At 70.5% G+C, this 12769-nt stretch carries 13 protein-coding genes; 3 read left to right on the top strand and 10 right to left on the bottom strand.

All coding sequences use genetic code 11. The annotated features are described in order from the left end of the window. Nucleotides 1–3 precede the first annotated feature (3 nt). Genes ABD678_RS05095 through ubiE form a run of 3 tightly spaced genes read right to left on the bottom strand, consistent with a single transcriptional unit; the run spans nucleotide 4 to nucleotide 3204 of the window. Nucleotides 4–1371: an FAD-dependent oxidoreductase gene (locus tag ABD678_RS05095; RefSeq protein ID WP_344754405.1), complete on the bottom strand. Its 1368-nt coding sequence runs from the start codon at nucleotides 1369–1371 to the stop codon at nucleotides 4–6. 10 nt (nucleotides 1372–1381) lie between these two features. Then, the gene (locus tag ABD678_RS05090; protein WP_344754403.1) at nucleotides 1382–2467 is read right to left on the bottom strand and encodes a polyprenyl synthetase family protein; all 1086 of its coding nucleotides are present in this window, start codon (nucleotides 2465–2467) and stop codon (nucleotides 1382–1384) included. After that, nucleotides 2464–3204, bottom strand: a complete 741-nt coding sequence (ubiE, locus tag ABD678_RS05085) for a bifunctional demethylmenaquinone methyltransferase/2-methoxy-6-polyprenyl-1,4-benzoquinol methylase UbiE (protein ID WP_344754401.1) — start codon at nucleotides 3202–3204, stop codon at nucleotides 2464–2466. The genes ABD678_RS05090 and ubiE overlap by 4 nt, the downstream gene beginning before the upstream one ends. Before the next feature lie 88 nt (nucleotides 3205–3292). Here ubiE and ABD678_RS05080 point away from each other — a divergent pair, with 88 nt between their 5' ends. Continuing rightward, on the top strand, nucleotides 3293–4561 hold the full coding sequence (locus ABD678_RS05080; RefSeq protein WP_344754399.1) for an isochorismate synthase: 1269 nt from the start codon (nucleotides 3293–3295) through the stop codon (nucleotides 4559–4561). A 7-nt stretch (nucleotides 4562–4568) separates the two neighbouring features. On the opposite strand, the gene ABD678_RS05075 is transcribed toward ABD678_RS05080, so the two are convergent. The 3 genes from ABD678_RS05075 to ABD678_RS05065 are packed head-to-tail and all read right to left on the bottom strand — an operon-like array spanning nucleotide 4569 to nucleotide 7522. Beyond that, nucleotides 4569–5420 (bottom strand): PPK2 family polyphosphate kinase, encoded by an 852-nt coding sequence (locus ABD678_RS05075; protein WP_344754397.1) that lies wholly within the window; start codon nucleotides 5418–5420, stop codon nucleotides 4569–4571. Between the two features lie 9 nt (nucleotides 5421–5429). Beyond that, the gene (gene menD / locus ABD678_RS05070; RefSeq protein WP_344754395.1) at nucleotides 5430–7187 is read right to left on the bottom strand and encodes a 2-succinyl-5-enolpyruvyl-6-hydroxy-3-cyclohexene-1-carboxylic-acid synthase; all 1758 of its coding nucleotides are present in this window, start codon (nucleotides 7185–7187) and stop codon (nucleotides 5430–5432) included. Beyond that, nucleotides 7184–7522 carry a PLDc N-terminal domain-containing protein gene (locus ABD678_RS05065; protein WP_344754393.1) on the bottom strand — a complete coding sequence of 113 codons (339 nt, stop codon included), beginning with the start codon at nucleotides 7520–7522 and terminating at the stop codon, nucleotides 7184–7186. The genes menD and ABD678_RS05065 overlap by 4 nt, the downstream gene beginning before the upstream one ends. A gap of 69 nt (nucleotides 7523–7591) precedes the next feature. Between ABD678_RS05065 and ABD678_RS05060 the strand changes: the two genes are divergently transcribed. Then, nucleotides 7592–7867 carry a DUF4229 domain-containing protein gene (locus ABD678_RS05060; RefSeq protein ID WP_344754391.1) on the top strand — a complete coding sequence of 92 codons (276 nt, stop codon included), beginning with the start codon at nucleotides 7592–7594 and terminating at the stop codon, nucleotides 7865–7867. 28 nt (nucleotides 7868–7895) lie between these two features. Here ABD678_RS05060 and ABD678_RS05055 read toward each other — a convergent pair whose 3' ends face one another. The 4 genes from ABD678_RS05055 to ABD678_RS05040 form a co-directional block, all read right to left on the bottom strand. Further along, the gene (locus tag ABD678_RS05055) at nucleotides 7896–8873 is read right to left on the bottom strand and encodes a 1,4-dihydroxy-2-naphthoate polyprenyltransferase (protein WP_425561968.1); all 978 of its coding nucleotides are present in this window, start codon (nucleotides 8871–8873) and stop codon (nucleotides 7896–7898) included. A gap of 112 nt (nucleotides 8874–8985) precedes the next feature. Beyond that, the gene (locus ABD678_RS05050; RefSeq protein WP_344754389.1) at nucleotides 8986–10143 is read right to left on the bottom strand and encodes an AMP-binding protein; all 1158 of its coding nucleotides are present in this window, start codon (nucleotides 10141–10143) and stop codon (nucleotides 8986–8988) included. Further along, nucleotides 10143–11132 carry a 1,4-dihydroxy-2-naphthoyl-CoA synthase gene (locus ABD678_RS05045; protein ID WP_344754387.1) on the bottom strand — a complete coding sequence of 330 codons (990 nt, stop codon included), beginning with the start codon at nucleotides 11130–11132 and terminating at the stop codon, nucleotides 10143–10145. The genes ABD678_RS05050 and ABD678_RS05045 overlap by 1 nt, the downstream gene beginning before the upstream one ends. A 46-nt stretch (nucleotides 11133–11178) precedes the next feature. Further along, nucleotides 11179–11628, bottom strand: a complete 450-nt coding sequence (locus ABD678_RS05040) for a hypothetical protein (protein WP_344754385.1) — start codon at nucleotides 11626–11628, stop codon at nucleotides 11179–11181. An 86-nt stretch (nucleotides 11629–11714) separates the two neighbouring features. On the opposite strand from ABD678_RS05040, the gene ABD678_RS05035 reads away from it, so the two are divergent. After that, entirely contained in the window at nucleotides 11715–12698 is a 984-nt protein-coding gene (locus tag ABD678_RS05035) for an o-succinylbenzoate synthase (protein WP_344754383.1), read from the top strand. Nucleotides 12699–12769 lie beyond the last annotated feature (71 nt).

Genomic DNA, 12769 nt, shown 5'->3' with positions numbered 1-12769 from the left:
TCGTCAGCGATCGTCGCGGGAGATGTCGACCATCTCCTCGCGGGGCACGACCTTGATGCGCTCCCGACCGTCCGCCTCGCCGAGCGCCCGCTCGTGCAGGTCGAGGCGATGCCAGCCGTCGACGTCGGTGTAGCGGATGCCGCGGTCCTCGAGCATGGCGATCACGGCATCCGGCGACGGCTCGGACGGCGTCCACCACTCGGCCTGGTCGTTCAGGAGGCTCTGCACGGTCTCCATGGCGTCGCTCTTCGTCGCTCCGATGAGCCCGACCGGGCCGCGCTTGATCCAGCCGCTCGCGTAGACCCCGTGCACGAGCTGGTCATCGTCGTCGATCGCACGTCCGGCCCGGTTCGGGATGACCCCGCGATGCTCGTCGAAGGGGATGCCGGGCAGCGGCGTGCCGAAATACCCGATCGCGCGGTAGAGCCCCTCGATCGCGAGCTCGCGGATCTCGCCCGTCCCGACGACGCCGCCCGCACCATCCGGAGCCGTGCGCTCGTAGCGCAGCCCGCCGACCCGACTCTCGCCGGCACCGTCGGTACCGACGACCTCGAAGGGCCGGGCGTAGAAGTGCAGGTGGATGCGGCGCGACGCCGCGCCCACCTCGCGCGACCGCCACTCGGTGAGGATCCGGTTGATGACGAAGATCTGCTTGTTGGTGGCGATCGCGACCTCGGCCGCCGGGTCGATGCCGAAGTCCTCGTCGGCGAGCACGATATCGACGTCGCGCAGTTCGCCCAGCTCGCGCAGCTCGAGCGGCGTGAACTTGACCTGCATGGGTCCGCGACGACCGAACAGGTGCACGTCGGTGATCGGCGAGGCGGCGAGCTGATCGTAGACATTCGCGGGGACCTCGGTGGAGAGCAGGTCCTCGGCGTGCTTGACGAGCATGCGCGCGGCATCGAGCGCGACGTTGCCGTTGCCGATGACGGCGGCCACGCGGGCGTCGAGCGGCCAGTCGCGCGGGGCATCCGGATGGCCGTCGTACCAGCTCACGAAGTCGCTCGCCCCGAAACTGCCCGGCAGCCCGACGCCCGGGATGTCGAGCTCGGCGTCGCGCACCGCCCCCGTCGTGAAGATGACGGCGTGGTAGTGGCGCTTGAGGTCGTCGAGGGTCACATCCCTTCCGTACTGGACGTTGCCGAACAGCCGGATGTCGCCGCCGTCCAGCACCTGGCGCAGCGCGTTCATGATGCCCTTGATACGGGGATGGTCGGGGGCGACGCCGTAGCGGACGAGTCCGTAAGGGGCGGGGAGCTGCTCGAACAGGTCGATCGAGACCTCGAAGCGACGGTCGGCCTTAAGCAGCAGGTCGGCGGCGTAGATGCCGGCCGGACCGGCGCCGACGATCGCGACGCGAAGCGTTGTCATCCGCAGATTCTCAGTTCGAACGCTCGACGAGGGTGTCCGCGAACCGGGTGAGCGCCGTGCGCACCGGGCCGTCGGGAAGCGGGGAGAGCGCGGCGACGCCTTCGTGCGCCCAGCGGTGCGCCTCGTCGAGTGTCGCGCGGGTGACCTCGTGCTCGCGCAGGTCGGCGACGGCGGCCGTGAACTCGGCCGAGGCGCTGGCCGAGGCGACCGGGCCGCCCTGGACCCCGCGGTCGAGGCGGGTGACGAGGGCTGCCGCATCCGGGTCGTCGATCGCCTGGCGACGCAGGTACAGGAGGGGAAGGGTCGACACCCCTGAGCGAAGATCGGTACCGGGGGTCTTGCCGGTCTCCTCGAGTTCGCCGGAGAGGTCGAGCACGTCGTCGATGAGCTGGAAGGCGACGCCGATCTTCTCCCCGAACTCGCGCAGCGGCTCCTGGAACTCTTCGGGCGCCTCGGCGAAGATCACCCCGACCTGGGCTGCGGCGGAGATGAGCGAACCGGTCTTGTCAGCCAGCACCTGCAGGTAGTGCTCGATCGGGTCGTCATCCGGTTCGGGTCCGATCGTCTCGTGCAGCTGCCCGAGGCACAGGCGTTCGAAGGTGATCGACTGCAGTTGGACCGCCCGCTGTCCGAGGCTCGCAATGAGCCGACCCGCGCGCGCGAACAGCAGGTCGCCCGTGAGAATCGCGACCGAGTTGCCCCACACCGACTGCGCGCTCGGCACGCCCCTGCGCACCTCGGCATCGTCCATCACGTCGTCGTGGTAGAGCGAGGCGAGGTGGGTAATCTCCATGGCCTGCGCTGCGACGACCACCTCGGGGGTGTTCCCGAGGCCCAGTTGCGCGGTCAGCAGGGCGAGCGTTGGCCGGATGCGCTTGCCTCCCGCCTCGAACAGGTAGCGCGCCGTGACATCCGCGAGGTTGTCGGCGAAGGTCATCTCCTTGAGGAGGCCGTCCTCCACGAGGCGCAGGCCATCCTCGAGCGCGAGGGCGAAACGACGTTCGTCGGCGGACGCGAAGAGCGTCTCACCCAGCCCCAGGGTCGACTTGAGCTTGTGGCGTCGACGGAGCTGCTGCGCGCTCGGCTGCGAACTCAACTCGGGGCTGCTTCCTTGGTGGCAGGCTTCGCCCGCGGCTTGCGGGCCGGTTTGTGGCCGCGGTGAAGGGCGACGACACCGGAGGTGAGGTTGCGGTAGGCGACCCGCGTGAAGCCCGCACCGCGCAGCCACTGGCTGAGCGTGGCCTGGTCGGGCCAGTCGTTGATCGAGTCGGCGAGATAGCTGTAGGCCTCGGGGTTGGAGCTCGAGAGCCCGACGACCCGCGGCATGACGTACTTGAGGTAGACGCCGTAGCCGGCACGCAGGAGCGCTCGCGGCGGCTTCGAGAACTCGCAGACGACCACGCGGCCACCCGGCTTCACGACCCGGTAGAGCTCCTTGAGGGCCTTCCGCGGGTCCTTGACATTGCGCAGGCCGAAGGAGATCGTCGCGGCATCGAACTCGTTCGCCTTGAACGGGAGCGCCATGGCATCCCCCTCGACGAAGTCGATCGACGGGTGGCGGCGACGGCCCTCCGCGATCATTCCCGCTGAGAAGTCGAGGGCCACGACGTCGGCGCCGTGCCGCGCGATCGCGGCCGAACTCGTACCCGTGCCGGCCGCCACATCCAGGATGCGTTCGCCCGGCTGGGGAGCGATCGCGCGTACCGTCTGCAGGCGCCAGAGGAACGAGTTCCCCATCGACAGCACCGAGTTGGTGCGGTCGTACTTCTGGGCGACCTCGTCGAACATCGCGGCAACCTCATCGGGCTGCTTGTCCAAGTCCGCCTTCGCCATGCTCCCAGTCTATTCGGGACCGCCGAGGGGCCGCCGTCGCTCTACCGCACCGCCCACGGCGGCCCGGCAGCGCGGCTACGCTGGGAGCGTGAGCGAACGAGAGCGTGAGGCCCCTGCGCTCACCGTCTCCACCGTCGGCATCGACGACCCGGGCGACCTCACCGCACTGCTGCCGCCGGAGCGTCAGCTTCTCTGGCTCCGCCGGGGCGACGGTCTCGCCGGGTTCGGCACCGCCCTCCGCTGGGACTTCAGCGGCCCCTCCCGTATGACGGATGCCGCGGCCGCCTGGCGCGACCTCGCCGGCCGTGCACTGGTCGCCGATGAGGTCGGCCTTCCCGGCACCGGACTCGTCGCCTTCGGGACGTTCGCCTTCGCCGCTCGATCCGAGGCGCCGAGTGTGCTCATCGTCCCCGAGGTCGTCATCGGGCGCCGGGACGGACGCGCCTGGATGACGCGTATCGGTGCGACGGATGCGCCGCCGCCTGCGCCGGGCGATCACGCGGCCGCTGGAGCACCTGGCCGCCGCGCCGTTCCGGCCACCGGCATCCGGTTCGAACCGGGAGCGCTGTCGCCGGACGCCTACCTCGAGGCGGTCTCACACGGTGTGACACGCATCCGGGCCGGAGAGCTCGAGAAGGTCGTGCTCGCCCGCGACCTGATCGGACGCCTGCCGGCGGGCGGGAGCATCGGCGGCGCACTCGAGGCGCTCGCCGCCGGCTACCCCGACTGCTGGACCTTCGCGGTCGACGACTTCTTCGGGTCGAGCCCGGAGACCCTCGTGAAGGTGAACGACGGCACCGTCTCGGCGCGCGTGCTCGCCGGCAGCGGTGCGCGGGGGACGGATGCGGCATCCGACCTCGACGCCTCCGTCGCCCTGGCCACCTCGGCGAAGGACCAGGACGAGCACGAGTACGCGGTGCAGAGCGTGCTCGCAGCCCTCCGCCCGCACAGCCCGGGCGTGACCGCGAGCGATGTGCCGTTCACCCTCAGGCTTCCGAACCTCTGGCACCTCGCAAGCGACGTCGAGGGCGTGCTCTCCGACGACTCCGGCTCGCTCGATCTCGCCGCCGCACTCCACCCGACGGCCGCCGTCGCCGGCACGCCGACCGCGAACGCCGTCGCCGCGATCGAACAGCTCGAGCCCTTCGACCGCGGGCGCTACGCCGGCCCGGTCGGCTGGATCGGCGCCGACGGGGATGGCGAGTGGGCGATCGGCCTGCGCTGCGCGCAGGTCGGGGCCGACGGCCTCGTGCGAGCATTCGCGGGGGCGGGAATCGTCGCCGACTCCGTGCCGGAGCACGAGCTCGCCGAGACGACGATGAAGTTCCGGCCGATCGTCGAGGCGCTCGGCGCGTGAGCGCCGGTCAGGACTGCGCGAGCCTCTTCTTCTCGGCCTCGACGTCGAAATCGGCGGCCGGCCACTGCGGGTCGAGACGGCGCAGCGCGTCGAGCAGCAGCCGCTGCACCGCGATGCGCGCGTACCATTTGCGGTCGGCGGGCACCACATACCAGGGGGCAGCCTCGGTCGCGGTGCGCTCGAGTGCGAGCTGGTAGGCCCGCTGATACTCCGGCCAGAGAGCGCGCTCGTCGAGGTCGCCCGGGTTGTACTTCCAGTGCTTGTCTGCGCGGTCGAGCCGCTCGGCGAGCCGCTCCTTCTGCTCGGCCGCGCTCAGGTGGAGCATGACCTTGATGACGGTCGTGTCGTCGGCCACGAGCTCGTTCTCGAAGGCGACGATGGCGTCGTAGCGGCGCTCGAGTTCCTCCGCCGGCGCGAGGCCGCGCACCCGGGCGATGAGCACATCCTCGTAGTGCGAGCGGTCGAACACGCCGACGACGCCGGCGGGCGGCAGCTGCTTCCGGATGCGCCACAGGAAGTCGTGCTCGAGCTCTTCCGGCGTCGGCTTCTTGAACCCGTGGACCTTGACGCCCTGCGGGTCGATCGCTCCGACGACGTGCCGGATGACGCCGCCCTTCCCCGCGGTGTCCATCGCCTGGAGCACGAGCAGCACCTTGCGCAGCCCGCCCTCCCTGCTCTCGGCGTAGAGCCGCTCCTGCAGGTCGGCGATCTCGGGGCCGGCGTCGGTGAGCAGCGCCTCCCCGTCATCCTTGTCGCCCTCGAATCCGGGGGTCGAGGAGGGGTCGACGTCGGCGAGCACGAAACCGCTCATCACTTTCAGCAGCGTGGCGGGATCGTCGGTCCAGGCTGATCTCGGCATGTGCCGATGCTACTCGCGAGGCAGCGGAACCTCGATGACGGTCCTCCCGGATGCCGTGCCCAGTGCCTCGTCGAGCTCACCCCGGTTGCTCGCCGGCAGGTAGTCCCAGCCGTAGGCCTCGGCGATGGCGGCGATCCGCACCTCGTGCGGCGTGTAGAGGACGCGGTCGAATGCTTCCGTCGACGCGGTCGCCGAGACCTCGAGAGAGTCGAAAATGGTCCCGCCGCCGTCGTTGCCGACGATGACCTGGATGCGCGGGGCCTGCTCCCCCGGTGCGCCGAGCAGAGAACCGACATCGTGGAGGAAGGCGAGGTCGCCCAGCAGCACGCGGGTGATGCCGGCAGCGCCGCTTCTGCCCGCATCCGGCACGCCACCCTCCTGCTGGCTCGCGATCGCGATGCCGGTCGCGGTCGCGATCGTCCCGTCGATGCCCGCGAGACCCCGGTTCGCGTGCACGGAAATGCGTTTGCCCGGCACGACGCGGTCGGCTTCCCGGATGAGCCTGGAGGAGCCGAGCACGAGACGGTCGTGCGGCCAGGTCTTCTGCCAGAGAGTCTCCACGAGCATCCGTCGCGTGACGGGCTCCCGGAACACCGCGAGCTGCGCCTTCGTGAAAGCCGAGACCGCCCGGGCGTCATCGGTGCGTGCATCGGCCGGGTCGACCTTCGCGGGGACGTCAAGGAGCGCACGACTCGCCGCCACCCAGGAGCCCACCCACGCCCGCGCCGTGGCATCCTGCGCGGTGGCACCCTTCCTGCCCGCATCCGGCTCGCCGGCCAGGGTGACCGTCTCGAGGATGCGGCTCGCGCGGCGACCGGGGTTGTAGGCCTCGCCGGCCTGCCCGCGCACGACGATGACCTCGACATCGTCGCGTTCGAGCAGTCGCGGCACCTCACGGCTGAGGGTCGGATGCCCGAACACGACCGCCCGCCGGACCCGCCCTCCGAAGCTCTCGTCGTTCAGGAGCTCACGGTACGCCACGACGAGGTTCGGCCCGAAGTGCGCACCGCTCGACACTTCGGCCAGGAGCGGCGCGCCGAACGCCCGAGCTGCCGCCTCCGCTTCCTCGCCCGCAGCATGACCGGCGATGACGACCGTGTCGGGGACGACCCGGATGGGCTCGGTGACCGCCCCGGTCGACCCGCGGGACTCCCGGGCTGCGGGTGCCTCCCGCAAACCCCCGAGCGTCGCGACCAGGACCGGGTCGATCGTCCCGGAGAGCGGCTCACGGAAGGCCAGGTTCACCTGCACCGGGCCCGGAGCATCCGAATGGCCGAGGGCGGCCGAGAACGCCGCAGTCGCAAGCTCGCGCGGATAGGCCGCGTCGAAGCCGGTGGTGCTCGGGGCCTCCACCTCGCGCGCGAACCGCACGAAGTCGCCGAACATCCCGAGCTGGTCGGTGGTCTGGTTGGAGCCGATCCCGCGCAGCTCCTCCGGCCGGTCGGCGGTGAGCAGGATGAGCGGCACCCCGGCGTGGTGCGCCTCCAGCACGCTCGGCAGGAGGTTGCCGACCGCGGTGCCCGATGTCGTGATGACGAGCGCGGGAAGCCCGGTCTCGACCGCCGTGCCGAGGCCGAGGAATCCGGCACCGCGTTCGTCGATCCGCACCGCGAGCGTGACCAGCCCGGCGCGCTCGAACTCCGCCGCCGCGAGCGCAAGCGCCTGGGAGCGGGAGCCGGGGCTCAGAACGATGTGACGAACGCCCAGCCGGACGAACTCGCCGAGCACCGCCACCGCGAAATCGGTGGCCGGGCTCCCTTCGGTCACGAGTCCTTCGAATCGTCGTCGAGTTCGGCGATCTCCCGCTCGAGCCGACGGATGCGCTCATCCTGGTCGGCGTCCGAGCCGAGGCGGCGCAGGAAGGCCGGGTCGTCATCCGGTGCGCGGCCGAGTGGGATAGCACCGCGGTCCTGCGTGCGGTCCTTGCCGATCAGGAACCAGAGGAGGCCGCCGACGACGTTGAGCACGACCACCACGACGACCCAGGCGGGTTTCGGGATGCCGCGGGCCCGGCGCGCGTCGGTGAGTGCGCAGTCGACGACTGCGTAGATCCAGAAGCCGACGGCCAGGGCCGCGGCGGCCAAAGTCAGGAACGCCCGCATGTGCTGATTGTAAGCCAGTCGGCTGATCGGTGCTCCAGCGACCACTCTCAAGAGATTTACACTGGGCAGGTGAGTCCTGCGCGCCGAATCCTCCTCTACTCGATCATCCGGGTCATCCTGTTCGCCGTGCCGTTCGCCATCCTCATGGTCGTGAACGTGCCGTGGTGGGCATCGGCGCTCATCTCGGTCGTCATCGCGGGCTGCCTCTCCTACCTGTTCCTGACGAAGCAGCGGAACGAGGTGGCCGAGACCGTCTACGGCTGGCGCCACAACGGAACCAGTCGGGACGACGACAACGACCTCGAGAACGAGGCGCTCGACCGCCGCGAGGAGCAGTCCCACTGAGCAGGGACCAGGCTGGCCGGGCGGCGCCCTAGAACGCGATCGCGAGGGCCAGACCGACGCCGAAGAACAGCGCGGTGAGGCTCGTGAGCTTCAAGGCGAGCAGGAACTCCTTCGGTGTCTTCGCGGTGAGCACGATGATCGCCGCCGGGACCGCGAGCAGCAGGCAGAAGTACACGAGGTAGGCGTTCTCGTAGAGCAGGACGAAGAACGCGAGCCCCACGAACGGCAGGATCGCGAACACCGTGAACAGGATGCGCGAGACGAGCGACCCGAACAGCACCGTGAGCGTGCGCTTGCCGGCCACCCGGTCCTGGTCGATGTCGCGCAGGTTGTTGGCGACCAGCACCGCGCAGGCGAGGAGACCGGCGCAGGTCCCGGCGACCCAGCTCTCGAGGTTGACGGTCCCGACCTGCACGAAGGTCGTACCCGCCGTGGCGACGAGCCCGAAGAACAGGAAGACGAACACCTCGCCGAGGCCGTAGTAGCCGTACGGATGCTTGCCGCCGGTGTAGAACCAGGCAGCGAGGATGCAGGCGGCGCCGACCGCGAGCATCCAGTACTGTCCGCTCAGCACCACGACGGTGACGCCGGCGGCCGCCGCGAGCACGAAGAAGACGAGGGCGACCGCGAGCACCGTACGCGGCTTGGCCGCACCCGAGCCGGTGAGCCTCGAGGGGCCGACGCGGTGGGTGTCAGCGCCGCGTACGCCATCGGAGTAGTCGTTCGCGTAGTTGACGCCGATCTGAAGACCGAGCGCGACCGCGAGGCAGAGAAGTGCGCGCACCCAGTGCCAGTCCAGGAATCCACTCGCGGCGTAGGCCGCGGCCGTTCCGAGGGCCACGGGTGCGATCGCGAGGGGCAGGGTGCGGATGCGCGCGCCGGCGACCCAGTCGCCGAACGTCGCCGGGTGCACGACCGGGACCGGCGACCGGCCGCCCGGGCGACCGCCCTTGCGCTTCTTCACCGTGACCGGCTTCTTCTTCTCGTAGGTGGGCGTCTCGGCGATCTTCACCTTCGAGGACTGCTTGACGGGTTCGCGCACAGCGCCCTTGACCGGCGTCTTCGCCGGGTCGAGGCGCTGCTGCTTGGGGTTGCTGTTCCTGGCCACGACAAGAATCCTATCCAGCGGGCGGAGCAAGCCGGGCGACGAGCGACGCCCGATCCGGCTTTCCGCTGGCGAGCACGGGGATGGCTTCGACGGTGACGAGCTCCGCCGGGCGGGCCGCGGGGCCGAGCGCGACGCCCACCGCGGTGCGTACCGCCTTGAGCAGTCCTTCTGGCGATGCGGATGCCGTGGTCGCGACGATGGGAACCTCGCCCCAGCGGTCGTTCGCACGCGGGACGACCACGGCATCCGAGAGCCCGGGCAGCGAACGCACGATGCGCTCGACCGCCGCGAGTGAAACCTTGATCCCGCCGGAGACGATCACATCGTCGAGTCGGCCGGTCACTCGCAGCACCCCCTCTACCAGTTCCCCGGTGTCGCCCGTGCGATACCAGCGCATGCCGCTATCGGAATAGAACGACGCTGCGGTGCGCTCATCGTCGCCGAGGTAGCCTTCGGCGAGCACGGGGCCGCCGAGCTCGATCTCACCCTCCACAGCATCCCCGGCCAGGCGAACGGCGGTCGCGCCGATCGGGACCCCGTCGTAGACGCATCCTCCGCTCGTCTCGCTCGACCCGTAGGTGCGCGTCACGCCCAACCCCAGCTCGAGCGCCTGCGCGAGGAGCCCGGTCGGCGTCGACTGACCGCCCACGAGGATGCGATCGAAACGGCGAAGGGTCTCCAGCGCGTCGAGATCGTTGCCCTCGACGGAACCGAGCAGGCTTGCGAGCTGCGCGGGGACCAGCGAGGTGTAGCGCGCGGGGTGATCCATGGCGGCCGCCGCCTCGAGGAAGACGTGGGGGTCGAAGTGGCCCTGCGGCAGGATGATCGGCTCCGTCCCCGCCGCGATCGATCGCACGAGCACGTTGACGCCGGCGATGTAGTGGGCGGGCAGGGCGAGCACCCATTGCCCCGGGCCGCCGAGTGCCCCCTCGGATGCCGCAGCGCTCGCGAGCAGGGCATCCGCGCTGAGGGCGACGCGCTTGGGCGAGCCGGTCGAGCCGCTCGTCTGCACGACGAGAGCGACCCGCTGCGGGACCTCGTTCGGGATGCCGGCCCGGTCGGCGCCTTCCGGCAGCGGCATGATCGCGGGGCCGCCGCCGAGCGCGGACCGCAGGGCGGGCAGCACTATGTCGGGGTCGCCCGCCGTGACCTCCAGCGGTCGCGTCATCAGAACTGCCAGGGGTAAGGGCCCCAGTCGGGGTCGCGCTTCTCGAGGAAGGCGTCGCGGCCCTCGGCGGCCTCATCCGTGCCGTAGGCGAGGCGGGTGGCCTCGCCGGCGAACACCTGCTGACCGACGAGCCCGTCGTCGACGGCGTTGAAGGCGAACTTGAGCATCCGGATGGCGGTCGGCGACTTGGTGAGGATCTCCTGCGCCCAGGCGTACGCGGTGCTCTCCAGCTCCGCGTGGGGGACGACCGCGTTGACGGCACCCGCCTCGAGTGCACGCTGCGCCGAGTACTCCCTGGCGAGGAAGAACACCTCCCGCGCGAACTTCTGTCCGACCTGGCGGGCGAAGTACGCGCTCCCGTAGCCCGCGTCGAAGGAGCCGACGTCGGCATCCGTCTGCTTGAAGCGGGCATGCTCCGCACTCGCGATCGTGAGGTCGCACACGACGTGGAGCGAGTGGCCGCCGCCGGCCGCCCAGCCGGGAACCACGGCGATGACGACCTTGGGCATGAACCGGATGAGGCGCTGGACCTCGAGGATGTGGAGGCGGCCGACGCCTCCCTCTCTCATCGAGCTTGCCGAGATCCGCCGGTCGTCGGGCCGGGTCTCGGCAAACTCGACCGGAGAGGAAGACTCGACCGGAGAGGAAGGCTCGACCGGAGAGGTAGGCGCCTCGTATTGGTACCCACTCCGCCCCCGCACCCGCTGGTCCCCACCGCTGCAGAACGCCCAGCCGCCGTCCTTGGAACTCGGCCCATTGCCGGTCAGCAGCACGACGCCGATGCTCGGGTTCTGCCGCGCGTCGTCGAGCGCGCGGTAGAGCTCGTCGACGGTCTGCGGCCGGAACGCATTGCGCACTTCGGGCCGGTCGAAGGCGATGCGCGCGACGCGGCCGCCCTGGTCGTGGTGGTAGGTGAGGTCGGCGAGAGAGTCGAAACCGTCGACCGCTTTCCACAGCGTTGCGTCGAACAATTCGGAGACCATGGCCATGTTCACAGCCTAACGAACCGCCGGATCAAGCCGTCGGACTGAGGGGTCAGATGGTGCCGAAGAACCCGAGCAGGTTGATGAGGATGAGCGGGTTCGCGATGACCGCGAGCACCATGGCCGCGATGCCCCATCCGCGTTGGCGACCACGCAGAACGGCGAGCAGGCCGAGCGCGAGCGGGAGGGCGGTGAGCACGACGAGTACCTGACCGATGACGGTGGCCGCCACCGGCTGTCCGTAGGTCGCCAGGTACACGGCGACGCCTTCGGCGACGACCAGCAGGACAGCCATACCGAACGCGATGTAGCCGAGCGGCCACGGCGTGTGCGGCGTGGGCGGCGTGACCGGACTCTCGGGAGGGAGCGGTTCGGTGACCGGCAAGGCCGCGTACGGCAGCGCAGCATACGGCAGCGCAGCATCCGGCAGCGGAGTGCCCCCTGACCCGGTCGCCGGCCACGCCGGGCCGGGCTCGGTCGGCGTGCCGTCCTCGATCCTCACCCCGGAACCTCCTCGTCGACCTGTCGACATCCGCCTGCGTGGCTCTCAGGATAGGGCACCGGCCCCAACCGGGGCAGACTGGAGCCGTGCACCCTGATCTCGACGACCTGCTCGGCTCCGCGCACGTCGTCACCCTGCCGCTGTCGACGCGGTTCCGCGGCATCGACGTGCGGGAGGCCATGCTCCTGCGCGGGCCGTACGGTTGGACCGAGTTCTCCCCGTTCATCGAGTACGACGATGCGGAGAGCGCGTCCTGGCTCGCCGCAGCGATCGACTTCGGATGGTCGCCGCCTCCGGCGGCGCTCCGCGACTCGATCCCCGCCAACGCGACACTGCCCGCCGTCGGGCCCGACGAGGTCACCGGCGTGCTCGACCGGTTCCCCGGATGCCGCACCGTCAAGGTCAAGGTCGCCGAACGCGGGCAGGCGCTCGCCGACGACGTCGCCCGGGTGGCGGCCGCGCGGGAATACATCGGCGCGGAAGGACGCATCCGGGTCGACGCGAACGGCGGATGGGGAGTCGACGAGGCCGAGACTGCCCTGCGTGCGCTGGCTGCGTTCGACCTCGAGTACGCGGAGCAGCCCTGCGCGAGCGTTGCCGAGCTCGCCGCACTGCGCTCGCGCATCCGGGATCTCGGCGTGCCGATCGCGGCCGACGAGAGTGTGCGGAAGGCCACTGACCCGCTTGCGGTGGCACGGGCGGGTGCGGCCGATCTCCTCGTCGTGAAGGCGCAGCCGCTCGGCGGGATCGCGGCCGCGCTGCGCATCGTCGCCGAGGCCGGGCTACCGGTCGTCGTATCCAGCGCTCTCGATACCTCGGTGGGGCTGTCGATGGGCGCCCACCTCGCGGCGGCCGTCGCGGACCTGCCCTTCGATTGCGGCCTCGGAACCGCCGCACTGCTGGCGGCCGACGTCACCGACAGACCCCTCGTCCCGGTCGAGGGGGCAGTGCCGGTACGCCGGATCGAGGTGAGCGATGAGTTGCTCGCCCGGTACGCCGCCCCGAACGAACGCCGCGGCTGGTGGCTCGAGCGGCTCCGGCGCTGCCACGCCGTGCTCGCGCGGACCTAGCTGTACTGACCTCGACCGTTGTTGATTCGGTCGATGGGGGTCTTGCCTCCGATGCCGAGATGGTGTCTGTC

The organism is Leifsonella bigeumensis, from assembly GCF_039537265.1.
Classification (GTDB): Bacteria; Actinomycetota; Actinomycetes; order Actinomycetales; family Microbacteriaceae; genus Terrimesophilobacter; species Terrimesophilobacter bigeumensis.
The sequence above is the reverse complement of the archived record's forward strand: the minus strand, read 5'-3'. Positions and strand labels throughout refer to the sequence as shown.